The following is a 26223-nucleotide window of genomic DNA, read 5'->3' as shown; positions in this document are numbered from 1 at the left end:
CACTATTAACGCGAGGAGTGGCAATTGTTTTCTTGCATTGTAAAATGCAACTAAATGAATCAAGTTGGAGAATGCCATGCAATCTGTCAGTACACCACCAAATCTGCCCACCGGAAAAATCAAATGCTTCGGCGCCTTCGGCCCCAAATATCAAATCGGCCCTCTACTTCGACCATTGGATGACGGAGACTGGCTCGTCGAGATCACGCTGGTTGAATCCGGCGAAAAGACAGAATATCGCTACACTCGTATGAACTCAGATCCCGAGGCTGAGTAATGTTCGCTGTTGCTTTTGATCTGATTGTTGCCGAAACAGAAAAGCATCATCCCAAAGGAGTAACGCAAGCCTACATAGAGATAGGCATGGCACTCCAAAATCATGTATTTCGTCGCGTACAAGGCAGTCTTTATATCTGCGATGATGAGAATTTGACCAACTTGTTTTGTGCCATACGCTCTTTACAAGATCGCCCATGGTTCCGGAAGTCTGTGCGTGATATCCGCGCCTTTCGAATAGAGCATTGGTCAGACTTCACACCCATTGTCAAAGATACAGCAGGAGTGAGTCCGTAAAAAAGTAACAATCTGACTCGACAAGGCCACAAACGTTTATCACGACTTGAAAATCGCCTGCAGCTTCGGCCATAGCCCCTTGATGACATACGCCGAGCCTTGCTTGGACAGGTGCGTGCCGTCGGAATACAGGAACTGCTTGCGATCGATCATCGTCACACAGCGACCGTCCTTGCACAGCACCGAATACGGATTTATGAACACAACATTCTTGTGACTTTCTGCGTATTTGGCCAGGCTGTTATTCAAGCCGTATGCGTTACCCTTTTCCTCGTCCAGCTCCAGATATTTGGCGCAGACCAGCGGCAAGTAACCCGGGCGGTCCACGCAAGAGGCCAGGCCAACCTGGGAACCCGCGCCGGGCGGCGCACCGATAATCACCAGTTTGTTATCAAGGCCGATCCGCTCGTGAATCGCATCGAAATTCTTTTCCAGAAACGTCATATACGACGCGGTATTGGGGAAATCCACACGCTTGCCGTCGGGCGTGCCCATGGTCTTCTGGTAGTTCTGGTAACTCACGGCATACAACAGCGGTACCCGGGACAGTTTTGCTTCTTCCAGGGCATAATCCAGTCGCTGCACACAGTCGGTGCGCGGCACGCCATCAAGCAGGCGGGTATAACCGGGACCAAAAAAGCACCCATCTTCAAAAGAGGTATCAACCCATTTCTTATTTGCCGCCAGTGCCTGATTCAGGCCGAAGGCATACTGCCGGGCGTAGCTGTCGCCCAGGATCACGGCTGACTTGCGCCGCCCGTCGGCATCCCCCAGCACCTGACTGCCCATGGCAAACCCTTCGCCGCCGTATTGTTCTTCATGAAAACGGGGTGAGTTGGCCATATGTTCCGCAAAATAGTCGTTCATGCGAAACGACATGCCATTGGTGGTCATGATCATGAGCGCCGGTACAAGAATCACGGCCAGGGCAAGTACACGCACGATCGTCTGCTTGAAATACCAGCTGTACAGATCGACACGCCGATACCGGTTTTCCACCAACACATACATCAGATAGCCCAGAATGAACGGTGCTACTACCAACGCCCACTTTTCGGACAGAAAGAGCGGCCGGTAAATGTAATACTTGTAGAAAACAATCAACGGCCAATGGATCAGATACATTGAGTAAGAGATCAGGCCCACCGTGACCATGGCCCGGTTCCGGAAGATATTGCCCAGATACTTCGCCGGGCTGGCATAAATACACAGTGCCGCGCCAATGGCCGGAACCAGTGCATGCAGGCCGGGGAACGTGGTGGTTTTGTCGTAGACAAAAACGCTATAGAGCAACAGCGCAATGCCCGCAGCCATGATGATTTCGTATGTCATGAGTCCCGGAGCACGCTGCTTGCGATGCTCGACGGCAAACACCATCAGCCCGCCAATGGCAAATTCAAACACGCGAAAAGGCGTCAGATAATAATTGGCCGAGGTATCGACCGACAGGTACCATTGCGACAGCGCCAGCGAGGCCACCCCCAGGATCAGCAGTGCCCACGGCAGCAAGGCACGATTTACGCGATAAACCGCATAGATCACAAAGGGCCAGATCAGATAAAACTGCTGTTCTACGCCCAGCGACCAGGTATGCAACAGCGGATTGGTTTCGGAGGAAGTGTCAAAATACCCCGAAACCAGCCAGAAACGGAAATTGGAAACCGAAAACAGGGCAAACACGCTGGAATCGGCCAGCGCATTGTAATCGTCAGGAGAAAAGATAAGAAAACCGGCGACCAGACATAGAAACAGCGTGAGCAGCAGCGCCGGGTAAAGACGGGCGATACGCCGCGCCATAAACCTCAGAAACGAGAACTTGCCCTCGATACAACTGTTCAGGAGGATACCCGTAATCAGATAACCCGAAATGACAAAAAAAACGTCAACACCAATATAACCGCCACTGAACGCCGAAAACCCGGCGTGAAAAAACAGAACGGCAATGACCGCGAAGGCGCGAAGTCCATCAACACCCGGTTCATAGGAGGCGGACTGCGTTTTGGTGGTCGTAGAAAACAGAGACATCAGGACCTTTTTATTCTGAATAAACCATCACTATGGTAATACAAAACGGCAATGTGACCTTTGCCCTCCCGCCCGGGCCACTGTAAATATTGTGTGGAATGATTATCAATTGTTCTATCCGTGCGCCGCTAGTAGCATATTCAGTCGACTGTGCCTCTGCGGACAAAGGTTATTACACAATCACGTTCAAAATGTAAATAAACATATCTTCTGTTGTCCGCAGCGCACCTGTCCTACCCGCAATGAATCATCCCGACGGCACCAGACAGTCCATGTTTGGCCACTACTCGCCTGCTGATAACTGCCGGTCGTCGGGCGTGGAAATGCGAGAAACGGTTGCAGCGCGACTTTTTCCGTCCTGTTCCAAAGCCTCGTAGAAGCGATGCAGCATACTTTGCCAGTGCTCGTTGTACTTCGGCACGAAGTCGGCCAGCAGCGAGCGCACATGATCGCGATTGTCCAGCACGCGCTTTATCCGGGTATAGATCGCGTACGGGTTATCCACACACGGTTCGACCAGATAATGCGCCAGCTCATCGGAAATACCCGAAAAAATATCGCCTGCAGGCCCGACAATACACGGCACGCCCAGAGAACAGCTCTCCAGCACAACCATCGGTGAACACTCGGTATTGGTCACATACAGATTCAGGTCCAGTGACGCCAGCAGCGCCAGAAATTGCGGTCTGGGCATCGGCTCATAGCATTCCATTTGCCCCAGTTGCCGGAAATCCAGCTCCCTGAACGTCATGCGCGGCACATTGGTATGCAGGGTCCAGTTTTCCTCGCCCAGAGTCGCCAGCAATTGTACAAACGGGTTTTTGTACCAGGAGCTGACGGCGGAAAATACGCCGATATGGACCCTGTCTGCCTCTCCCCGGACGCGGGTCGCCGACCGATCGGGACGTGCAATATCCGGGATCGGATTGATCAGCCCGAAACTTTTAACACCGATCACATTCAGAATCCGGTCCAGGTCCGGCTTGAGCGATATTATGCCGTCAATGATCTGTGTGTTATACAGCTTGTGCCACAGATTGAAATGCTCCAGCTGGCTTGGTTCTACCCACTGGGCCGGGGAGCCGTGCCATAGAAAATACTGCCGCACGTGTGGCGCCTGCGCCCGCACTTCACGCGCCATCGACAGATGGATGGCTGAGCCGCCGCTATAGATAATCTGCCGGGGTGGATGTTCAAGCAGCGTAGCCACGACCTTGTCCAGTTCGGGGTGAGACACCACTTCCGGATACTCATCGTCGAAATACGGAAACCGAAAGCTGCCCTCGGCGAACAGGCTTTCAGTGGAGGCAGCCACACCTTTCCACATGGGCGCGTACACGACCAGCGGACGAGCCGGATCATGATCGCGCAACAATGCCTGGTAAGCCTTGTGCACGGTTTCGTACTGTGCCGCGTGATGAGCAGAACCCGCTCCGAAAATCGAACCGCTGTTTCCGTGCAAAAGCCGGTTATACCAGATGGCCGCTTTGGGGACGTAGCGTTCAACAAATCGGACCAGACCCGCGCGCTTGAGGAAAAAGACGAACGTGCGGGCGCTGTTGATCGCATACTGCCTGATGCGGCTGCGATTGACGGCATAACTTTGCAGGCGTGTCTGCGCAGGTACCGTTCTGTCTGCCGCCTGCTGCAGAAACTGCAGCCACTGGTCCCGCAGCGGTCCGTCGCTCGAAAACTGGCACGCGAACGCCTGCAAATTATCCTGCTTCATGGACAGGATTTTGTCGGACGACTGCAGAAGCGACTTGAGTGCCGCATAAAACCGATCGGCGCTGCGTTCAATCACCGCCTCGTCCAAATGCGCTGCAGGCAACACTTCTGGTGCGATCCCGACCGGCGTCGAGACGACTGCAACACCAAGACTCATGGCCTCGATCAACGTCAGTGGCGTGCCTTCGGCAAGCGATGCCACCAGAAGAATATCCTGAGTGGCCAGCGTTGCCAGCACCTGTTCGCGGGAGTGCTTTTTCTCCGCCGAATCAATCACCGTCAGCTCAACGGCAAATCCGTCCTGCTGCAGCCGCTCGATTGCCGGACGAATAATCGTCTCCAGCCCCTTGTAATCACGATACCCCGCGTACTCGCCCCATTTGGAGTTTCCCGTCCACATGATTTTGACGGGTGCGCCAGTCTTAACCGGCGCCACGTCAGCAGCGGTCACACCTGGCTGGCTGATCGGCCAGTCCATGATGACACCATCGGGCTTGGCAAAAAAATCCTGACTGTCGTATATCTGCCGGAGATCGGCATTGGTCACGAAGTAACCGTTGACGAAATCAAACAGTGATTTGCGCTCGATCAGTTCGTTGGGTGTGTGATAAAGATAATCCGGAATATGAGTCGTGACAACAAGACGGTTGAAATACGATGCCCCGCGCGTGTTCGCGCCGACCGTTTCAAAAATTACCTTGAGATGTTCACGAAAGAAAAAATGGGCGTGCCGGATCTCGTCATCGGCCAGTTTCTGCAGCAACTGGGAAGCGATCGGATAGTCCGCCCAATAATAAAGATTGATCTCGTAGACGTCCGACAATCGCTCCCGGACATGGCTGGCAATGATGTCAAATGCCCAGCCGCGTACATCAACAATCAATGCCAGCTTTGTTTTCATAAAGATCCTGTCTTGGCCGGGGTCGTACCAATCAAAATGACTGTTCGTAAGCCGAAATGACTTCTTCCACCGGCCCCACCATCATCTGCTTGCCAGAATCCAGCCAGATGGCCTTGTTGCACATATCACGAATAACCTGGTTTGAATGAGATGCAACAAAGACAATTTTGGCGCGCTGCTGGAATTCCTTCAGGCGCTTATTCGCTTTGTCCAGAAACGCGGCATCGCCCACGCCGATCACTTCATCCAGCAGCAGGATTTCAGGGTCCAGCGCCGTCGAAATCGCAAAAGCCAGGCGGATTCGCATGCCCGACGAATAGGTCCGGATAGGCAGATATAAATAATCGTTCAAATCGGTAAAATCGGCAATTTCTTCGGTCTTGTCCTTGATTTCAGCACTGGACATGCCCAACAGCGTACCACGCAGGCGGATATTGTCATAGCCGCTGAGTGTTTCATCCATGCCCAGGCCCATATCCAGCAGCGCGACGGCGCGGCCTTTGGTAATCAGCGTGCCATAGGTGGGTTCATAGATGCCTGCCAGAACGCGTAACAGCGTGGATTTTCCTGCACCATTGCGCCCCACCAGGCCAACCCGGTCGCCATTGCCGAATTCGAAATGCAAATTCTGCAACGCCTTGACCACAGTGATGCCGTGATTGGAACTAAGTCGTTCGTTCTTGAACGAACCCAGAACGCGAAGCTTCATGGAGCGGCCACTCAGATCGTATACCGGCATCTCGATATTCAGATTTTCTGCTTTTATGTATGCTGTCATGATTTACACCCAGAAAGGAACGCGGGCACGATAACGGCCGTGCATGAAAATCGCCAGAACAGTCCCAAGTACTGCCATGACCAGGCAAACCAGCCAGTTTTCGATGCTGGGATACTCGCCCAGCAAAGGTGAACGAATGATTTCGATCAGGTGGGCAAACGGATTGAAGTCAATAATCCAGGGATATTTACTCAGCATATCCTTCTTGAACAAAATGGGCGTTACGTAAAAAATAACCTGCAGGATGCTGATGACAATTTGCGGAACATCGCGAAAGCGCGCGCAGATCAGGGAAGACACCGTACAGATCCACCACAAATTCCAGAGCAGCAGAATCATGCCCAGTACAAACAAATGCAGGGTATGCCAGAACGAGATCTGGAATCCCAGCAGCACCAATATCACAATTGCAAAGTTATGTGCGAGGACGATCAGATTGCGCCAGATCGTCTGCAGAATAAAAATGGACTTGGGCACCGCGATCTGTTTCAAATAGTTGGTCGACGCGATGTAAGTATTACAGCCGTCGGTGATCGTCAGCGAGATAAAGGACCAGATCACCAGCCCGATCGCCAGCATGGGCAGGTAATCCCGCAAATTCATCTTGAACAGAGCGCCATAAATCACACCCAGTGCAGCAACCATGACCCCCATACTGATCGTCAGCCAGAACGGCCCGATCTTGGAGCGGTTATAACGCTGTTTGATTTCCAGCCAGGCCAGCAGCATCCAGATATGCCGGTGCTGGAAGCCCGCGACAATGTCGCTCAGACCCCGATTGATATTGAATAAAAACATGTAATGTAAACCCATCCAAAAAAAGCCGGTTCGCGCCCCACCGCCGGAACAGCCTATTGATGTGCGCTGGACAGACGTGGCCGCCAGCGGAATAATTCTTCTGATTGCGCCCAGCCGGACGACGCCGGCGCGGCACCTTGCGAATATCCCACCCAGCCCCGACTGCGAGGGATTTTACAATATGTCCCCGGCAAATCGGAAAGGCGGCAGCGCCAGCGACAAATATCGGAGTTACAGCCATTACAGCACGTTTCACCCCTACTCGCGAGACCCTGGGTGAAACACATCGGTCTCCGAAATGCTTACCATTACCTGAAAAAAAGCTTTGCCTGCGCCTGGCAGCGTTGTTCCAGATAGCCGAACACCAACAACATAGCGGCAAGCGAACCGGCCAGAATACTCCAATAGTAGTAGCGGAAAATCGGCGCGTTGGCAACAAGCAGGTACGACATGATGTTGATACCCGCCGAGAGCGCGAGGACGGTTGTCACTAGTCTGTAGGGCAATCGGGTCGCCACGCTCACACAAAACACGACTGCTGCCACAAGCAGCCAGAACAGGCCCGTGAAAAAGAACGGCAATGCCCTGGCAACGCCCTGGACATATTGACCGACAAACCGACGCAGCCTATTGGTGTCAGTACGCTGGTAGGAACTGTCGAGCCAGAACGAGAAGCTCGGCTCATCCAGCGCAAAGGGTGGGGCAAGGGATAGTCCCAGAAAGCGCAGGAACACTTTGCTGCGAAAGGTCAGATACAGTTGCGGATAGGCACGTACGGAAGACATCCAGCTGGCTTTGACAGCAGCATAATCGGGCACATGGGAATAGCGAAAAATATTATCATTAACCGATTCGCGCACATTGCGGGTGACCTCATCCAGAGCGACACCCGGCACCAGGGACCGCTCCAGCCGCGTGGACATATAGGCCAGGTCGTCCACCATAATGACAATTTGCGGTGCCGTGCGAGTAGCATTCAAAAACTGATAATTGAACAGGTGCAGGCAGATCAATTGCATCATGAAAAAAAAGGCTGATACCACCAGCACACGGATCGTTTTGCAGCGGCCCGGATGTGACCGGAACCAGAGCCAGAAATAACCGATGATCAGCGGCAGGCAGGAAAACAACGCGTTATAGCGCAGACCGATGGCCACGAAGATGGAAAGGGAAAACAGGAGCAGCCCGGCCCGCGACCTGGGTCTGAGCAAGCAAAACGCAGCCCACATTAACGCGTACGCGGTGGCGACATCCTTCCATATCACACCTGAAAGATTGATCACGAATGGCATGAAACCCAGCAGGTAAATCCACGTTGACCAGCGGCTGCGGATGCTGCGTTCAATCATGAACAAGCCGAACCACAGCAGAAAGAGATCCAGAAAGAGGAAGCCGGACGCCGCCGGAAATAGCATATTCAGTCGGGACCACAGCCACGCCATCAACGGTGGATGCCAGTCATTGAACCGCTGGGTATTGGCCTGATTTAGCTGATCCAGCGTGTCGGAGGTCATGAGACCGGGATAAAAGGCAAATGCGCACAGGACAAAGCCCAGGACAGGCGCCAGGTCCCGCCATCGGAAACGTTTGTCAGCCGCCAGTATGTTTATCATGTTTATACATCACCAGACGCAATTGCAGATAGTTGACGACCATGCCCGCCAGACTGCCGGCCGCGACACCCAGAACAGGCCATCGCTGCACTATGGGCGACCATGTCACCAGCGCGGCGTATGCCAGGTAATTCACCGTGCCGCCTGCCAGCATCATGGCAAAATAATGCAAAAACTCCTGCCTGGCCGTTTTGTTTGAGGTCTTGCGGCGGAAGGTCAGGTTGCGATTGAGCACCCAGGTAACGAATACAGCACAAAGAAAGGAAACCGCACGTGCCCAGTAGTTACCCAAGGCATCGCGCAGCAGATACAGGACCGCCGTATCGGCAATGAACCCTGCCGTGCCCACCAGGCCGAAAAGCAGCAGCTCGCTGAAAAGCCGCTTCATCCCGGCAGCCGGGAAACAATCGGTATGGCCAGATAGGCGAAACGCCGCATTTCCCGGCGGCTTTTGCCGATAGAGTCAAGAATAATGCCCGCTACGAACAGTTGCATGGCGAAAACGGACAGCCCCGTCGCCGCCACTGCCGTGGGCAGGCGTGGCACCAATCCGGTTTCAAGCCAGGTCAGAAACAGCGGAATAGTCAGCCCAATCGCCGCCAGCGCGAACATAGCGGCCAGAATCGACAGACAGGCAAGGGGGCGCTCAAACATATACAGCCGCCCGATTGTACGGGCAATACGGATCCCATCCTTGTATGTCGACAGCTTGCTTTCCGACCCTTCGGGCCGTGCACCATAAGGCGTGGCCATCTCGCCGTAAGGCATGGCGTTTTCCAGCGCATGGACCGTCAGTTCGGTTTCGATTTCGAAACCCGAGGACAGACTGGGAAATGATTTGGCAAAGCGCCGGGAAAAGACACGGTAGCCCGAGAGCATGTCCGTAAATCCGCCACCGAATATCTGCATGACCGAACCCGTCAGCATACGATTGCCGAAACGATGACCCCTGCGGTAGTTCTCCCGGGTGCCCTCGTCGACCCGGCATCCCACCAGCATATCCAGATTGTCCCGCAGCAGTTTCTCGACCATGGCGGGGGCCGACGGCGCATGATAGGTCGCATCGCCGTCGACCATGATATAGATATCGGCTTCCACATCTGCGAACATGCGGCGAACGACATTGCCCTTGCCCTTTTTGCTGACATGAAATACATGTGCGCCCGCCGCGCGGGCAATTTCGGCCGTGTTATCTCTGGAATTATTATCGAAGACGTAGATCTCCGCCTCGGGAAGCGCGCTGGAGAACTCTCTCACAACCGCCCCGACGGCCGCCGCTTCGTTATAACACGGTACAATCACCGCAATGCTGGGCAACGTTGAATTATCCATATTCTTCACGACACTTTTGAGTTAAAACAGAATGTGTAAACGGCAGATCGCATGCCCGGCACAATGCAGCATGCCACGAACATTCCGGGGCCATGACCACAACCGGGCGCGGCTGGCTACGCAAGGCTGTATCGTAATCGGACCGAATGCGTAACGAGTTGTTATTCTATCCCAGAATTGCCGTGGACTTCGGTCGTACTCTATTTACCGTCCTATCCGATGAAAAACCACGTCTCTTTCTCGCTGCTGATGGCAGTCTATAAAAATGACAACCCCGATTTTCTGGCAGCCGCGCTGGAAAGTGTCATCGCCAATACCTGCCAGCCGACTCAGGTGGTGATAGTCCAGGACGGACCCGTCACACCGGCGCTGACAGCAGTACTCCGGGATTTTGCTGCCCGGCTGCCGCTGCAGGTTGTGGCTTTGCCAGTCAACCGGGGCCTGGGGCCGGCGTTGCATGCAGGCGTTCTCGCCTGCAATGAAGAATGGATTGCCCGCTTTGACAGCGACGATGTCTGCACGCCAACGCGTTTCGAAAACCAGCTGGACTATATCGCTACGCACCCCGAGGTCAGCCTGCTTGGCGGGCAAATCAAGGAGTTCGAAACCCGGCCGGACCAATCCTATGCGTCCCGTGTGGTCCCGACCGACCCCTCTGCAATCGGCAGATTCGCCAAAACCCGCAACCCCTTCAATCACATGACCGTCATGTTCCGGAAATCGGCCGTGCTTGCCGCCGGCAATTACCAGAGCGACGCGCTCTATGAAGATTATGCGTTATGGATCCGCATGCTGATGCAGTCGGCCCGTGTGGCCAATCTTGCGCACGTCCTGGTCTATGCGCGTGCCGGCGAGGGTATGTTCCGCCGGCGCGGCGGATGGCGCTATGCCTGGAACGAAGTCCGCTTCCAGTATGGCTTCTATCGGAAGGGGTTCCTGTCCTTGCCGCAGCTGGCTATCAATATCGCCAGCCGGGTGCCGGTACGGCTGGTTCCGAACGCAGTAAGGGCGTTTATTTATCGCTATCTGCTGCGCCGCCCCGGTCAATAACTTATTTCAGGAGACCGGCCTTGCGCAACACATTTCCGGCTACCGAACGCAATTTTCGCAGGGCCGGGCCCATGCGCTCGTCCTCGTAGAATTCATTGTAACGCACCCAGAATCGGTATCCTCTTGACGCCAGATAGGCCTGCTGTGCCGCGCTGGGCATGCTCTCGGCGTGGGCACGGGCACTCTCCTCCAGCTGCCTGGCAAGATCATCAAGACGATAAGCATAATTGAGATTGCGATCACGGGTGGCCTGCAGCTCTTCATCAAGCATGCGATTTCGCTCCGACAGGTCTGCCAGCGCTTCGATATCCTGTCCATCCCGGATGCGGGATACCGCTACTGGGTCGTCACTATCGTCCGGTTTGCGACTGGTGAACGTCACGTTCGGAAATCCTGACAGAGAGTACTCGTATACGGCGCTGTTCTTGAAGTATCCACTCGGATGCATGGTCACCTGGCATCCCATGAGGGTGCCCAGAATGGACATATGCAACCGGTCGGTATGAATCTGTTCAAATTGCGACATCAGCGCGATCAGCGGCGCCAGACGCCGCACGCAGGTCTGCTTGTCGAACCAGGACAGATTGTTCCACAGCAGCGATAAATCATAGTTACGCGTATAGTGGTCGGTATTTTCTGCCTCTTCGTCTTCGCGAAACAAATTCAGTCTACCCTGCCGATGTTCGGCTCCGTGAATCTGGAACAGCGAAAAATCCGTGGCAAAAGCCAGATCGTGACAAAGAAAAACCCTGTCCTGCATCCCGGTGATAGACAGCAGATGATCATAGGACACCCGCTCGCGAGCGAAAATGGTAATTTGCTTGGCGTATTTTTGAAAGAATGTCTCAAAGCCCTTGACCGTGCTGGGCAGGATCAGCGCCTGGCCACCCTGCTCAAGAAAGCCTTCCAGTATTTTGGCATAGTGATTCCAGAGTCCGTCCAGCCAGCCACCACCGCCACCGACAATCACATATTTTGCCCGTGGCACGCCGGGGTCATCCAGGATATCGTGGATGTCGGGATTGATTCCAATTTTTTCGAACAGACAAACCGTACCCAATCCGATCAGGCCATCCCCGAAATTGCCCGCGCTAGGCAAATAGACTGCGCCCTTTTCCGCGAACTGCTTCAAATGACGGATCAGCGGTTCGCATTCCATGACCTCGGCCTGAAGCGCCGTCCGTTTGCCGATGATATCGCTCTGTTCTGTCTTGCTTAACTGGTTATTCATACTATTGATCCGCCAAATGAAATATTTCCTTTACACTTGCCATATATGCCTGTTCGCTATGGCGTTCAAGAATTAGAGACAGCGCTCCCTTCCTGAGCTGATCGACATCGAGCACATTTTCGTAGAGCTTGCTGATCGCATCCATATAACGGTCCGCCATCACCAGGTCTTCGCTATCATTGTCGATCAACAGGCCGGTCCGGTCGCGGTAGACAACCTCGCCAATTCCTCCGACGTCCGGTGCAATCACCAGCAATCCCTCCGCCATGGATTCGAGCACGATATTGGGCAGGCCGTCAAAGCGGCTCGTATAGACCAGGGCGTCATACCCTGCCGGATTCAGGTCCGCAAACCGGGTAAACCCCCCTTTGTATGTCACATTGGGAATCGTACCGAAAGGGCTGCTGTTTTCAACGAAAACACTGTGTCCATACACATCCAGTACGATTTGCGGATCGTATTCAAACAAGCGGGCAGCGATCAGCGGAATCAGTTCCGGGCGTTTTTCATAGTCAAGCCTGGAAGCCCACAACAGCCGCCGGACCGGTTTGAATGGTGCAAGACTGTCCGGTTGCAATTGACTGACGCATTTCGCATACAAGGTTGCGCACGTCAGGCCATCCAGTTCGAGGCGCTGTTTCGCATACTGGATAGAGGCCGGTTGATCTGAAATGATATGCGTCAAGCTGGGCGCAAATTCGGAAATAAAGTAGAGCCCGCTGCCATCGGCCAGGCTCACCCCCCGATCCTGATAAACAGCGTTACTAAAATAATAGAACACGGCCGGATTAGTCAGCTCAGCCGAAAACCGCTCGTAAAACGCAAAGGCATATGGACATGACTTGATGTGAAGCATGCTCGAGCCAGCCACGGCCTGGATAATTCTAAGGGTGATAATGTGTATATCACTCAATTGCCAGCGTGAACAAATCTCGTACAAATCAATGAAGGTACACTGTTCCGGCAGCAAATGCAGTGCATGCGTCTCGTATTTTTCTCCTGTCAGGATCAGAATGCGCTTGTTCGGATCCAGCTTGAGCAGCGCTTTCACCACATCAAGAATGTACTTCTCCCCGCCCCCTCTGGAGACAAACGGAAACAGAACGACATCGGTAAACTGGCTGTCGTCCAGTTGCCTGACCGCTTCGTAATAAGCGCAACCTGGTGAGAGCGGACCGCCTTTCGAGGAGCCGACATTGAGGTGTTTCACCAGTTCAATATCAATTTTCGGCTCGATATAATTTGCCGCAGCAATGGCCTCGAGCATCACTTGCGAATCCAGAAGCCGCTGGCGCATCAGTTCGCTATTGAAGCCGTCAAACCATTTTCGGCCATCGATTATCCTGTAATCCTCGGCGCAGCGCTGCGCAAACACCGTCGGCATGAACAGCCTGGAAAACGGAATGATGCGCCCATGAGACGTAGTCATGATGCTATTGCGGCGCTGCCGGTAAAACAGAACCGTATCCCTGGCTATGTCGAAACGGAAACCCGCAGCCACCGCTTCACAATTGAAATGCCAGTCCTCGAATGCCTTCATGCCGCCGCGTGCATCGATGAACTGCAGTCGATCAAATACCGAGCGATGGCAGCCAATCCGGGACACATAGGAGTTTGCCCCGAACAACATGATATTGGTCACATCTTCACTGGACGTATACTGTCCCCAATAGGTGCGATCGCCGAAGGAACACACATGTTCCGGACAGATGATCGTGTTAGGGCCGTGCTCAAGCAGTGCGGCATGCATCTGGACAAAGAAGTTGTATGACACCAGATCATCGGCATCGGCGGTCGTAATGTATTGCCCGCTGGCTGCTGCAATCCCGTCGTTTCGGGACAGACCAAGGGAACGGTTCTTCACGTGCAACGTTTTATGCGAATCGAACTCGGGGTAATCCGCCTTTGCAACCCACTCGCGCGTAGCCTCGTCGGGGCTGTCCAGCACCAGTACCAGCTCGCTCGTCAGCCCTTTATGCCTGGCAAAGCTGGCTGCCTGGGCAAGTGAGCGCATCGTCCTTTTCAAATAAGGCGCTTCGTTGTGCAGATTCAGCACAATTGAATAATCAATAGTCATGAACTTCCCATAACAACTCTATATAAAAACAGGGCCGGCAACATAGAATCGGTATTGTACAAGGCAAGCCGAATCCGGTTGATGCCAGAATCCCAACCAGGCGCTATCAGCGCGCTCCATAGCCTGTGAACACCGTCTTGACGGTCAGGAAAATGATATAAATGTCCAGGGCGAAAGAAGCGTTCTTGATGTAATAGAAATCATGTTCTATCTTGATTTGCGTTTCATCCAAGTCTGAAGCATAACCGGAACGCACTTGTGCCCAGCCGGTAATGCCCGGTTTCAGCACATGCCGGTAACTGTAAAAAGGAATGAGTTCATCAAACTCTTCTACAAAGCTGGGCTGTTCGGGACGCGGGCCAATCAGACTCATTTCGCCGCGGATCACATTAATGTACTGCGGCAGCTCGTCAATCCTGAGCATCCGGATCACGCGCCCGACCCGCGTAATGCGACTGTCATCCTGCCGGGCGAAAGCTTCGGCGTCATCTTTCGAACAGGCCATGCTGCGAAATTTGTACAGGGTAAAAGGCCGGTTGCCGCGCCCAATACGTGTCTGCGAATACAGAATGGGGCCCGGACCCTCCAGCCGAATGCATAGCGCCGTAATCGCGCAGATAATCAGCACAATGGGCAATGTCAGCACCACAATGATCATATCGAACAGGAATTTCAGGCGCTCGTAATTGCGACTGGGTAGCAGCGAACCGATATCGTTCTCCGACATTTTTCGGATGGACACCCGCCCTGTCAGAGATTCCAGCAAATGCTTGGCGTTATATACAGCAATGCCTTTGAGTACGCAGCGCGTCAGAAAGCGCTCCCACGTACCATCAATCGCGTCGAAATCGGCCACGACGCCGTCGTAGCGGATTTCTTCCAAGTCGGGCGCCTTCAGGATGCGCGTATTGATGAAACCGATATTGGCGAGCTCTGCCGCACGCCCCATGTTGATCACGGCCAGCTTGATTTTCTTGAGGTGCTGCAGCGCCATGAACTCGATGTGCAGCCAGAAAAGGGCAACAAGCCCGCTGGCAAACAACAGATACCGGGAGACGTCCAGGCGGAACAGCAACACGATCAGCGAGAGCGTCAGGTAAATGGCCAGCACCTGTGGCGCGACCAGGGCGGCATTGCGCCCCCCAGGATAGCGGGTCAGCAGGCGAAACACGGCAATATTGGACAAAACGAGCGCAATCGAAGTTACCACCGCAGCCGTAATTTGCCCATCATCGGGAAATCTGACGGCCGCCGGCCCCCACATCAGGACATAGGGCAGCGCCACACACAGGAACCAGCCGATCACGATTGAAAATACCCGTGAAAACAAAAGCTGTTCAAAAAAGCGGTCAAACCGACGGGCAGGAATGAGTTCAGTCACGTTTCAGGGTATGGCCTTGCAATGGTTGACGTGTATTAAACAACGAATCAGTAAAAACAAATAGCTAGTTTACCGCCTTAGCGACATACTTTTACATTTGAAAAATGAAAGTCTGAAAAGGATGCCTCTGCGCCGCAAGCCGTTCTGGGGCATCGTTTTGCCAATAAAGAAGACGCATTCTCATCTATCCGTTACGGTATACTTAGCTGACCTATTTTAAGCAGGATTAATTTGAATACCAACTCAGATTCCCCTCTTCCGTTGACCAAATTGCCACAGTGGCGGGACTATGTTCAGGCGGTTCAGTCCTCGCCGCGCATGGCGCCCGCGCCCAGAATCATTGAAGCTGGCGGCATGCAAATCGATCTGACTGCACAAACCTATAGCCAGCAGGTCGTCGACGCGGTCAGCGCCTTGTTGCAAGTTCGCCACTTTGACAGTACCAGAGAGGCCCTGTTCAATGGCGAACCCGTCAACACGACCGAGAACCGCGCCGCCTGGCACACCCAGCTGCGGGCGCCACGCCCGATCGAAGAAGTCGTTGAACAACGCAAACGTGCACTGGAATTCGTGCGCCGCAGCGACAGCGAACGCCGCTGGCGCAACATTGTGCATATCGGTATTGGCGGCAGCGACTGGGGCGTGCGCCTTGTCGTCGGCGCCTTCGGTTATGCCGGTATGTGGCGCAATATCCGTTTCATAGCCAATATCGACGGCCATGCGGTCGAAGGCGGCCTGGCCGGCCTGGATCCGCGCGAAACGCTTATTGTAGTGGCCAGCAAGTCATTCAAGACCGCAGAAACCATGGAAAATGCCAAGCGGGCCATTGAATGGATGCACGCTGCAGGGATCGCCGAACCGCTGAACCAGGTGATCGCCATCACCGCCAACCCCGAGGCCGCGCAGGCCTGGGGCCTCCAACAAAGCCAGATTTTCCAGTTCTGGGACTGGGTGGGCGGACGCTTTTCCATCTGGTCCGCTGTCGGGGTCGCGGCCGGCCTGGCGGTGGGATCCGATGTGGTCGCCGGATTGCAAAGCGGCGCCAAGGCCATGGACGATCATTTTCTGAGTGCGCCTGTTGAACAGAATGCACCCGTGCAACTGGCCATGGCCGGCATTGCCAACCGCAGCATATTGGGCTATGGATCACTGAATATTTCAGCCTATGATGCGCGGCTCGCCAACCTGATTCCCTATATCCAGCAACTGGAAATGGAATCGCTGGGCAAATCCGTCGATGTGAACGGCGAACCCATTACCGTGCCCACCGGCCCTGCCGTCTGGGGCATGCCGGGCACCGATGCCCAACATACCTTTTTTCAGTGGCTGCACCAGGGCAGCGATGGCGCGCCCGTCGATTTCATTGCCTGCCAGCACGAAGATCACGCCTGGCGCGAACATCATATCCAATTGCTCGCCCACTGTCTGGCGCAACGCGAAGCGCTTATGCACGGCAAAAGCTACGAGCAGGCAGTCCAGGAATGCCGGGCAGCGGGTCTGTCGGCCGACGCTGCCAAAGAGCTGGCCCGGCACCGGGTCCACCCGGGTGGCCGTCCGTCCAATCTGATCATGCTGCCCAGCCTGACCCCGTTCGCGCTGGGTGCGCTCCTGGCGCTCTATGAACACAAAGTATTTGTCCAGGGGCTGGTATGGGGACTGAATCCGTTCGATCAGTGGGGTGTAGAGTATGGGAAGGTGCTGGCCACCGATATTACGGCTGAACTGAAAGGCGCCGCGCCGCGGGCGACGCACGATGCGTCCACCCGTTACTGGATTGAACACATTCGCTCACAAATGGAATGAAGATTCTCTTTACCAATTTTCACAAACGTAATGGCGGCGGGCATGTGAGTTATATCCTGCACCTGCTGGGCCAGTTTGGCGACCACGACTGCTGGGTTGCGACACCGGGCACCAGCCGGCTGTTTCGCTACGCCGGCGCACTGGCGGGCGTCACGGTCAGGGATCAGGGGTTTAACAGTCGCATCGGACGAATGGTGCCCGAAGTGCGTCAGTTGCGTCGATTGATTCGGCAAGAGCAATTTGATGTTATTCATGTCAATGCCTCCGCCGACCACCGCCATGTGATGCTGGCCTGTCTGGGGCTCCCCCGGCAGCAGCGACCGCGCATTGTATTTACCAAGCATAACGATCATTCCGTCCATACCATCGGACACCGCCTGCGTGCCTGGCTGGGAACCGATGCGGTCATTGCAGTCAGTCGCTATGTGGCCCAGCTGTTTGTCGGCAGCGCCTATGAGGCATTCCCCGTTCATGTCATCCATCACGGCATTGACGTACACTATTTTGCGCCCCCTTCGGCAACCCAACGAGGCGAAGCACGCAAGGCTCTGCTGGGCGTCGATGACCCGGAACTCATTGTGTTTGGCAGTACCGGCGGTACCGATTACGAAAAAGGCTGGCTGGAGCTGATCTACGCCATTGCCGGTCTGCCCGACGCACTGAAGACACGCTGCCGCGTCATTGTGGCGGGTGATCCGCCTGCCGAGGACATTACTCAGACCATCGCCAGTCTGCAGATGCAGTCACAGGTGATTTTCCCCGGGCTGCTTGACGACATACGACCTGTTCTGGCGGCCAGCGATATAGGTTTTGTCCTGTCGCATAACGAAGCGCTGTCGTTCGCGGCGCGCGAAAGCATGGCCTGTGGCCTGCCCACCATTGTGAGCGATGCCGGCGGATTGCCCGAAAATCTGGAGCATGGCGTATCAGGCTGGATTACACCCGTAAAGGATGTGCCCGCGCTGCGGACTCTGCTTGAAGAGATTCTGCCTGACGCGGCCCTGCGTAGCGCGATTGCCCAGCACAGTCGCCAGCGGGCCGAAACACAATTCAATCTGTCGGTGTTTGCTGACAGGACGCTGCAGGTCTATAAAAGCGTACGCTAGCAGCGGGGCCGGATTGGGCAAAAGCGCAGTCATGCCCCTCCGTCCGCCCCGACCGGCAGCGTTCGCCAGTTCAGTCCTGTGAGGCTTCTTCTGCCACATCATCGCCGCCATTTTGGCTATCGCTGCGATAGCCCTGCGGATTGTTTTTCTGCCACCGCCAACTGTCGGACATCATCTGTGACAGACCACGTCTTGCCGTCCAGCCCAACTCGCGACGGGCCTTTTCGGGATCGGCCCAGCATTCGGCAATATCACCGGCGCGCCGGGGCGACAGCGTATAGGGGATAGACACTGCCGTGGCATCTTCGAAGGCTTTGACAATATCCAGTACGGAATACCCTTTGCCGGTGCCCAGATTCCAGATATGCGTGCCGGTTTTGTCCTGAATATAGTCCAGTGCCGCCAGATGCCCCAGCGCCAGATCCACGACATGAATATAATCGCGCACCCCCGTGCCGTCGGGCGTCGGGTAATCGCTGCCGAACACGGCGAGTTTCTCCAGCTTGCCCACTGCCACCTGCGTGATATACGGCAGCAGATTATTGGGAATGCCGTTGGGGTCTTCCCCGATCTGCCCGGATTCATGGGCGCCGACCGGGTTGAAATAACGCAAAATCGCCACCGACCAGCTCGGATCGGATTTGACCATGTCCTGCAGAATGCGTTCGACCATGAGCTTGGAACTGCCATAAGGATTGGTGGGAATCCCCTCCGGACAGGATTCTGCTATCGGCATGGTGTCAGGCTCGCCATATACCGTGGCCGAGGAGCTGAACACAATGCGCCGCACACCGGCGTCCGCCATCGCTTCTGTCAGTGTAATGGTGCCTGCGACATTATTGTCGTAATAGCGCAGCGGCTGCGTGACACTTTCGCCTACGGCCTTCAGGCCGGCAAAATGCACCACCGCATCAATAGCATGTGTGGCAAAAACCGAATCCAGCAGCGCCCGATCCCTGACGTCGCCTTCGAAAAAAACCACGGATTTTCCGGTAATGGTTTCGACGCGGTCCAGGGACGCTTCGGCGCTGTTGGACAAATTGTCCAGCACAACGACCTCATGCCCCGCGTTCAGTAATTCAACAACGGTATGCGAACCAATATAGCCCGCCCCGCCGGTAATCAAGAGTTTCATGCCCGTATGGCCCCTTTGCAAATCGCAATGAATTTTTTGAAATTATAGTTCAATGCCGGGTACAAACCATGACACGGCAACCGGCTGAAAGAGGCATTTTTATCCTGCTACTGTCTTGAGCAGGAAAGTTGTATTTATTATTCCACGAGACACTCAAAACGCGAATGCCGTGAGATTCTGGATGTAATTATCGTTTTCAATTATTACCCTGCATAAACCGGAGCATCTTTTGTGGGTCGTTTATAAACGCTTTCATCACCTGATACGTTTCCGTATTTTCATAGGCAGGTGTTTCGATTCCCGTATCTGAAAACTGATAAATTGTGGATTCAGGGTAGGCAAGTAAAATCGGTGAATGCGTGGCAATCAAAAATTGTGACCCGGCTTCAACCAAATCGTGAATGCGAAAAAGTGCCGCCAGCTGACGCTGCGGCGACAGCGCGGACTCGGGCTCATCAAGAATATATAGGCCCTTTCCGCCGAATTTGTGCGTCAGGAGTGCCATGAACGATTCGCCGTGGGATTGTTCGTGTAAGGAAACACCGCCATAAAAGTCGATCACCGGTGGTCCCCCGTCTTCGTCCTCGTCCAGATTTTCTATCTCCGTCGCGAGATTAAAAAAGCTTTCCGCCCTCAGGAAAAAGCCTGTTCTGGGTCTGAATCCTTTTGCAAGACGAATGTGATCGGCCAGCGAACTGTGTGATGTTCTTGTATTGAAGGTGAAATTTCTTGTGCCCCCTTCCGGATTGAAGCCGAAGGCCACTGCTATCGCTTCCAGCAATGTTGATTTTCCCGATCCGTTTTCCCCGACGAAATAGGTGATTTTCGGATGAAAATCAAGACGTTGAAGCGCTCTTACGGCGGGCAGATTATACGGGTAGCAATCATGGGAATTCACTTTGTCGCGAAGGAAATCGACATGCTTTAAAAATTGATTGTTCAATGCCATATGCTGAGAATGCAATTGAGCCAGGAAAATCATTCATCCCCCAGGACCAAACCGGTAAACACGTGTCTGATATGCCGGATAGGCATTCTGATGACCAGTCGCACGAGTATTAAGCGCTGACTCAGCCCCCGGGGTTTATTCAACAGTCATGCAGCTGGCACGACGTGCACTTGCGGTTCTCCCGCACTCATGCGTCCGATGACAGCAGCCTGGTCAAACCCTTCTGCGCGAAAAAGTTCCAGCACCTCATCACGCGCTTCCGGTGCGCAAGCCACCAGCAACCCACCCGAGGTTTGCGGATCGGTCAATAGTATTCGTGTCGGTATATCGATGTCCGCCGACAACTGTACCGATGCCTCGCAGGCGTGCCAGTTGCGGTCAGATGCACCTGTCGCGATGCCCTGCCGGGCCAGGTCCTGCACCCCCTGCAACCACGGCAGGGCATCGGCGTGGATGGTTGCCGTCAGCCCGGCGCCCTGCGCCATTTCCACGGTATGTCCAAGCAGCCCAAAGCCGGTCACATCGGTCATGGCATGAACGCCGTCCAGCGTGGACAGACGCGTACCGGGCCGATTCAGTTGCGTGGTGGAGTGCACCATGGCGCGATAACCGTCTTCGCCCAACAGGTTTTTTTTCAGCGCTGCTGACAGAATGCCTACGCCCAGCGCCTTGCCCAGAATCAGCAGGTCGCCGTCGCGGGCAGCGGCATTGCGCTTGATGCGATCCGGATGCACCAGCCCCATGGCGGCCAGCCCGTATATCGGTTCGACTGAATCGATGGAATGCCCGCCGGCCACCGGAATACCCGCCTCAGCGCAAACGCTTGCGCCGCCCTGCAGGATCAGGGCAATATCTGATTTGGGCAGGACATTAATCGGCATTCCGACCAGCGCGAGCGCCATGATGGGGGTGCCACCCATCGCGTAAATATCCGACAATGCATTGGTTGCGGCAATGCGCCCGAAGTCGAACGGATCGTCCACAATCGGCATGAAAAAATCGGTAGTGGCCACCAATGCCTGCTCGTCGTTCAGACGATACACAGCCGCATCGTCCGATGTTTCCGTACCCACCAGCAAGTTGGGGTGGTCCTTGAACACCGGCATATTCACCAGCAGCTGGGACAGGATATCGGGGGCGATTTTGCAGCCGCAACCGCCGCCATGAGACAGCGAAGTCAGGCGTGGTGTGAGGGGTGGGTTGGGATCGGTATGGGACATGCTCTTTCCAGTGGGCGTGCTACCACGCTGCTACAGCCAGCCGATGTCACAACCAACTGTAGCGCGGTAACCAGGGTAACGGTATGCCCGCTATTATAACCAGAGCACGACAGCTGCGCACTGTACAGCTGAATCATGGACATTGCCTCAGGATCAGCTCAGCGCAAGCACTTCACATCAAAACCCGGCTGCGTGAGCCTGTTCATCTGCATGATAGGAAGAGCGCACCATCGCGCCGACGGCGGCGTGCGTAAAGCCCATTTTATAGGCTTCTTCCTCGAACATTTTGAACGTGTCGGGATGCACATAGCGCATCACCGGCAGGTGGTGTTCGGAGGGCTGCAGATACTGGCCGATGGTCAGCATATCAATGTCGTGATCGCGCATGTCGCGCATGACCTGCAGGATTTCCTCGTCGGTTTCACCCAGACCGACCATCAGGCCGGATTTGGTCGGAACATTGGGATAGCGCTGTTTGCAATCACGCAGCAGTTTGAGCGAGTGCATGTAATCGGCGCCAGGACGTGACTGCTTATACAGGCGAGGCACGGTTTCCAGGTTGTGGTTCATGACATCGGGCAGGCCATTGCCGAAAATGTCCAGCGCCTTGTCCAGGCGACCGCGAAAATCGGGCACCAGCACTTCGATCTGGGTTTTGGGAGATCGGGTACGGGTTTCGTTGATGCATTCCACAAAGTGGGCTGCCCCACCATCGCGCAGATCATCCCGGTCAACCGAAGTGATCACAACATAGTTCAAACGCATGGCCGCAATGGACTTGGCCAGGTTGGCCGGTTCATCAGTGTCAAGTGGATCGGGGCGACCATGGCCCACATCACAGAACGGACAGCGACGCGTGCATTTGTCGCCCATGATCATGAAAGTGGCCGTGCCCTTGCCGAAACATTCGCCGATGTTCGGGCAGGAGGCCTCCTCACAGACGGTAAACAGATTGTGCTCGCGCAGGATTTTCTTGATGTCGTTGAAGCGCGAATTGGGTGCCGCCGCCTTGACGCGAATCCATTCGGGCTTTTTCAGGCGCTCGACGGGAATGATCTTGATCGGAATCCGCGAGGTTTTATCGAAAGATTTCTGTTTTTTGGTGGCGTCGTACTGCTCGTCTTTGACGGTTGGCGTTGCTGCGGTCTGTGTAGTCATAGTCGTGTCACGGCCCTTTTGGGAATGGACGTTGCGGTGTTCTCGCCCCCTGCTTTGCAGGCAGGAACCGGGACAACCGTGTGAATATTGCAATCATTTTACCGCTTAATGGCGGTTTATTAGCAAAAACCCTGAGATGACCTCCAGTTTGAGTATCAGTCAGCCTTGCGAGACAGGGATTCGTGGTCAGCCAGGCGATGCGCCTAACCTGGGTACAGACAGCCAGAGAGTGAACATGGGGCAGATCAGGCCGAACGACGCCGCGATTTACGGGAAATGGGCCAGCAACCGCTTCAGCAGCCTGTCACCCGCATCCTGCACCGTGGTGGCCACGCCCATGGTTTTCAGATCCACGGTCGACATGCCCGCATAGCCACAGGGGTTGATCCCGTCAAACGGATGCAGGTCCATATCTACATTCAAGGCCAGCCCGTGATAAGCCCGTCCCTGGGTAATCTTTACGCCCAGGGCGGCAATTTTGGCCAGGCTGCCATCCGGCAGCGGAACATAAACCCCGGGCGCGCCCGGCTTGCGACAGGCCTGCTCCAGGCCATAGCTGACCAGGGTACCCAGGACCACATCCTCAATGAGCGCCACATATTCCTTGACGTATATCCCCTTGCGACGCAAATCGACCAGCGGATAAACCACCACCTGCCCCGGCCCATGGTAGGTGACCTGTCCACCACGATTGGAGCGAACAACCTCAATCGCGCCGGTATTGAGCAGATGCTCCGGTTTGCCGGCCTGCCCCAGCGTGTACACAGGCTGGTGCTCGACCAGCCAGATTTCGTCGGGCGTGTCGGCGTCACGACTTTCAGTGAAGGATTTCATGGCCTGCCAAACCGGCTCATAGGGGGCCGGTCCGTCCAGGCGACGCACCTGGACCGGCATCACAAGACGATCTTGACCAGCTCGTGGCTGTGCAGGGCCCGATACAGGGCATCGAGCTGCTCGCGAGAAGTAGCGCGAATCGTGAAGGTCAGGCCAATGTAATTGCCCTTGCTGCTGGAGCGCATTTCCACCGTGGCCGGATCAAAGTGCGGATCGTGCTGCAGCACCAGATCGGTCAGAATTTGTGCCAGTTCGGCATGCTGAACGCCCATGACCTTGATGGGAAAGTCACTGGGATATTCGATCAGCGATTGCTCTGGCGGGATGTCTTTCATCATAATCGGGAAATTTCCTCGTCATATTCGGCCCTTAACTTTCTATATATGGGGCCGGGTTGCCCGTTTCCAACCGGTGCACCATCCAGTTCCAGAACCGGCAGCACTTCCTTGGTAGCCGATGTGACAAGAATTTCATCTGCCGCAAACACTTCGGCACGGGTAATATTGCGCGCTTCAAAGGGCACGCCCGCCCGTTGCGCCAGGGTCGCCAGCAGGCCATAGCGGATGCCTTCCAGAATGAAATGATTCTTGATGGGAGCCAGAAGCGTTCCATCCTTGACCACCCACATATTGCTCAGGGAGCCTTCGGTCAGCACATCATCGCGAAACTGAATGACTTCATCGACGCCGCGCTCGGCCGCAGCCTGGCGCGCCAAAACGTTGCCCAGCAGGGATACGGATTTGATATCGCAGTGCAGCCAGCGCTCGTCGGCACCGGAAATCACGCGAATGCCACGCTCACGCTGTTCTGCCGTCGGCCGGATAAACGGGCCGCTGGAGCAGAAAATGGTCGGCGCAACGGGTGGCGACGGGAAAATGTGTTCCCGCTTGGCCACGCCACGCGTGACCTGCAGATAGATGAAGGAGTCATCGGTCCTGGCGCGGGCAATCATATCCTGCATCAGGCCCGCCCAGAAGGACGCGTCCTTGCCCGTGACCAGTTGAATCGCGTTCAGGCTGCGCTCCAGGCGCCGCACATGTTCGTCCAGACGAAACGCCTTGCGATTGTAGGCGGGCACCACTTCATATACGCCATCGCCAAAAATGAACCCCCGGTCAAATACCGAGATTTTTGCCTCGTCGGCACGTACATATTCACCGTTCAGATAAACGATGCTATCACTGTCTACACCCTGAATCACCACGTTCTGCCTGAAAAATTAACTGTTGAAACTGCTGAGAACCTTGTCCCACATACGACCGAAGAAACCGGCTTGAGGTACATCTTCGAGTACGTTGAGCGACTCCTGTTTAAGCACTTTGCCATTGAGCACGAATTGAACATTGCCCACAGTCTGGCCCTTGGCCAGCGGAGCAACCAGTTTGCCATTGATCTGGGTAATGGTTTGAACCTTGTCTTCCATGCCACGTGGCACTGTCACGTTGACGCCGTCTGCAGCACCCAGCTTGACTTCCTTGACCGTGCCTTCCCATACGCGGGGACTGACCAGGGGCGCACCTGCTGCGGCCAATTGTTTGGCAGCGAAGTTCTGATAGCCCCAGTTCAGCAGATTCTGGCTGACTTGTTCGCGTTCGCGCACGGTTGCCGCGCCGACCACAACTGAAATAAGACGACGATCATCGCGATTGGCGGCTGCAATCAGGCAATAGCCGGCATCTTCAGTATGACCTGTTTTCAGACCATCAACACCGATGTTGCGGGACAGCAGGCCATTGCGGTTGTGCTGGCGAATCTTGTTGTAAGTAAATTCAGGCTGGCTGAAATAATGGTAATACTTGGGATGGTCCTTGATGACATGCTGGGCCAGAAGCGACAAATCACGCACCGTAGTGAAATGATCCGGCGCAGGCAGGCCGGTCGGGTCGGTGAAATGCGTGTTGGTCATGCCAAACTGCTGGGCTTCCTTGTTCATCTGGTTGACGAATACGTCCTCGCTGCCGGCGACCGTCTCGGCCAGTTGAATCGTGGCGTCGTTACCGGACTGGACAATCATGCCCTTGATCAGATCATCGACGGTGACCTGTGTATTGACTTTGATGAACATGCGCGAACCGCCGGTGCGCCAGGCTTTTTCAGAGACGGTCACTTCCTGTTCGGGACGGATGCGATTTTCATCCAGCGCAGAAAACACCAGGCTGGCGGTCATGAGTTTGGTCAGGGACGCCGGTGATACCTTCAGGTCCGGCTCCTGGTTGCCGATAATCTGGCCCGAGGACGCATCGATCAGAAACCATGCCTTGACATTGGTTTGGGGCGGCGTCATGCCTGCCACTTCGCTGAGCACCGGCGTATCGACATTGGTAATAGGTATGCTGGAACGCGATTGCGGCGCAGGTGCCGTGGTCGGGGCAGACTGCTGTAACGTGCCTGTTTGCGTCGTACCTGACTGCGTCTCTGTCTGTACCGTGCCGGACGGCGCAGTATTATTATTTTTATTGAAGAAGACAAAAGCACCGCCTGCGACCAGGACAATGATCAGGATAAGTACGATACGACGTAGGAACATGGGG

General features: G+C 54.9%; 23 protein-coding genes. 5 read left to right on the top strand and 18 right to left on the bottom strand.

Translation table 11 applies throughout. From position 1 onward, the window contains the following. The first annotated feature begins 76 nt into the window (after positions 1-76). Both W822_RS34110 and W822_RS34105 read left to right on the top strand, forming a co-directional pair. Positions 77-277, top strand: coding sequence for a DUF5397 family protein (locus tag W822_RS34110; protein WP_024005128.1), 201 nt, complete (start codon positions 77-79; stop codon positions 275-277). Then, positions 277-573, top strand: a complete 297-nt coding sequence (locus W822_RS34105) for a virulence factor (RefSeq protein ID WP_024005127.1) — start codon at positions 277-279, stop codon at positions 571-573. Before W822_RS34110 ends, W822_RS34105 begins: the two co-directional genes overlap by 1 nt. A 39-nt stretch (positions 574-612) precedes the next feature. On the opposite strand, the gene W822_RS45845 is transcribed toward W822_RS34105, so the two are convergent. From W822_RS45845 to W822_RS34070, 7 genes are all read right to left on the bottom strand, one after another. Continuing rightward, complete coding sequence (locus W822_RS45845; RefSeq protein ID WP_024005126.1) at positions 613-2598, bottom strand: acyltransferase family protein; 1986 nt, start codon at positions 2596-2598, stop codon at positions 613-615. A gap of 283 nt (positions 2599-2881) precedes the next feature. Continuing rightward, positions 2882-5227: a glycosyltransferase gene (locus W822_RS34100; RefSeq protein ID WP_024005125.1), complete on the bottom strand. Its 2346-nt coding sequence runs from the start codon at positions 5225-5227 to the stop codon at positions 2882-2884. Between the two features lie 31 nt (positions 5228-5258). Continuing rightward, positions 5259-6005, bottom strand: coding sequence for an ABC transporter ATP-binding protein (locus tag W822_RS34090; protein WP_024005124.1), 747 nt, complete (start codon positions 6003-6005; stop codon positions 5259-5261). A 3-nt stretch (positions 6006-6008) separates the two neighbouring features. Next, positions 6009-6803 carry an ABC transporter permease gene (locus tag W822_RS34085; protein ID WP_034280186.1) on the bottom strand — a complete coding sequence of 265 codons (795 nt, stop codon included), beginning with the start codon at positions 6801-6803 and terminating at the stop codon, positions 6009-6011. A 308-nt stretch (positions 6804-7111) separates the two neighbouring features. Continuing rightward, positions 7112-8416, bottom strand: a complete 1305-nt coding sequence (locus W822_RS34080; protein WP_024005122.1) for a hypothetical protein — start codon at positions 8414-8416, stop codon at positions 7112-7114. Beyond that, complete coding sequence (locus W822_RS34075) at positions 8394-8804, bottom strand: GtrA family protein (RefSeq protein ID WP_024005121.1); 411 nt, start codon at positions 8802-8804, stop codon at positions 8394-8396. The genes W822_RS34080 and W822_RS34075 overlap by 23 nt, the downstream gene beginning before the upstream one ends. Then, entirely contained in the window at positions 8801-9748 is a 948-nt protein-coding gene (locus W822_RS34070) for a glycosyltransferase family 2 protein (RefSeq protein WP_024005120.1), read from the bottom strand. The genes W822_RS34075 and W822_RS34070 overlap by 4 nt, the downstream gene beginning before the upstream one ends. A 219-nt stretch (positions 9749-9967) precedes the next feature. Here W822_RS34070 and W822_RS34065 point away from each other — a divergent pair, with 219 nt between their 5' ends. Then, positions 9968-10798 carry a glycosyltransferase gene (locus W822_RS34065; protein ID WP_024005119.1) on the top strand — a complete coding sequence of 277 codons (831 nt, stop codon included), beginning with the start codon at positions 9968-9970 and terminating at the stop codon, positions 10796-10798. 1 nt (position 10799) lies between these two features. Here the strand turns inward: W822_RS34065 and W822_RS34060 are convergent, their stop codons facing one another. The 3 genes from W822_RS34060 to W822_RS46685 all read right to left on the bottom strand — a co-directional run bounded on the left by W822_RS34060 (position 10800) and on the right by W822_RS46685 (position 15487). Further along, entirely contained in the window at positions 10800-12029 is a 1230-nt protein-coding gene (locus W822_RS34060; RefSeq protein ID WP_024005118.1) for a polysaccharide pyruvyl transferase family protein, read from the bottom strand. A gap of 1 nt (position 12030) precedes the next feature. After that, the gene (locus W822_RS34055) at positions 12031-14106 is read right to left on the bottom strand and encodes a glycosyltransferase (RefSeq protein ID WP_024005117.1); all 2076 of its coding nucleotides are present in this window, start codon (positions 14104-14106) and stop codon (positions 12031-12033) included. A 106-nt stretch (positions 14107-14212) separates the two neighbouring features. Beyond that, positions 14213-15487 (bottom strand): sugar transferase, encoded by a 1275-nt coding sequence (locus W822_RS46685; RefSeq protein WP_051401663.1) that lies wholly within the window; start codon positions 15485-15487, stop codon positions 14213-14215. 318 nt (positions 15488-15805) lie between these two features. Here W822_RS46685 and pgi point away from each other — a divergent pair, with 318 nt between their 5' ends. Together pgi and W822_RS34040 are read left to right on the top strand one after the other, a co-directional pair. Beyond that, positions 15806-17290 (top strand): glucose-6-phosphate isomerase, encoded by a 1485-nt coding sequence (gene pgi / locus W822_RS34045; protein ID WP_081724379.1) that lies wholly within the window; start codon positions 15806-15808, stop codon positions 17288-17290. Next, a complete protein-coding gene (locus W822_RS34040; RefSeq protein ID WP_024005114.1) occupies positions 17287-18396 on the top strand; it encodes a glycosyltransferase in 1110 nt (369 codons plus the stop codon). The genes pgi and W822_RS34040 overlap by 4 nt, the downstream gene beginning before the upstream one ends. Positions 18397-18466: 70 nt before the next feature. Here the strand turns inward: W822_RS34040 and galE are convergent, their stop codons facing one another. From galE to W822_RS34000, 8 genes are all read right to left on the bottom strand, one after another. Continuing rightward, positions 18467-19531: a UDP-glucose 4-epimerase GalE gene (galE, locus tag W822_RS34035; RefSeq protein ID WP_024005113.1), complete on the bottom strand. Its 1065-nt coding sequence runs from the start codon at positions 19529-19531 to the stop codon at positions 18467-18469. 196 nt (positions 19532-19727) lie between these two features. Then, positions 19728-20513: an AAA family ATPase gene (locus W822_RS34030; RefSeq protein WP_253272259.1), complete on the bottom strand. Its 786-nt coding sequence runs from the start codon at positions 20511-20513 to the stop codon at positions 19728-19730. Positions 20514-20626: 113 nt separating this feature from the next. Continuing rightward, on the bottom strand, positions 20627-21700 hold the full coding sequence (gene selD, locus W822_RS34025; RefSeq protein ID WP_024005111.1) for a selenide, water dikinase SelD: 1074 nt from the start codon (positions 21698-21700) through the stop codon (positions 20627-20629). Between the two features lie 177 nt (positions 21701-21877). Further along, positions 21878-22858, bottom strand: coding sequence for a lipoyl synthase (lipA, locus tag W822_RS34020; protein ID WP_024005110.1), 981 nt, complete (start codon positions 22856-22858; stop codon positions 21878-21880). Between the two features lie 267 nt (positions 22859-23125). Continuing rightward, positions 23126-23752, bottom strand: coding sequence for a lipoyl(octanoyl) transferase LipB (lipB, locus tag W822_RS34015; RefSeq protein WP_031242661.1), 627 nt, complete (start codon positions 23750-23752; stop codon positions 23126-23128). Beyond that, positions 23752-24027 carry a DUF493 family protein gene (locus W822_RS34010; protein WP_024005108.1) on the bottom strand — a complete coding sequence of 92 codons (276 nt, stop codon included), beginning with the start codon at positions 24025-24027 and terminating at the stop codon, positions 23752-23754. Before W822_RS34010 ends, lipB begins: the two co-directional genes overlap by 1 nt. Then, positions 24027-24893: a D-amino acid aminotransferase gene (locus W822_RS34005; RefSeq protein ID WP_024005107.1), complete on the bottom strand. Its 867-nt coding sequence runs from the start codon at positions 24891-24893 to the stop codon at positions 24027-24029. The genes W822_RS34010 and W822_RS34005 overlap by 1 nt, the downstream gene beginning before the upstream one ends. Before the next feature lie 18 nt (positions 24894-24911). Beyond that, on the bottom strand, positions 24912-26219 hold the full coding sequence (locus tag W822_RS34000; RefSeq protein ID WP_031242659.1) for a D-alanyl-D-alanine carboxypeptidase family protein: 1308 nt from the start codon (positions 26217-26219) through the stop codon (positions 24912-24914). Positions 26220-26223 lie beyond the last annotated feature (4 nt).

The organism is Advenella kashmirensis W13003 (assembly GCF_000506985.1).
In the GTDB taxonomy this organism is placed as follows: Bacteria; Pseudomonadota; Gammaproteobacteria; order Burkholderiales; family Burkholderiaceae_B; genus Advenella; species Advenella kashmirensis_A.
Note: the sequence above shows the minus strand (reverse complement) of the source record. Positions and strands in the feature narration are given on the sequence as shown.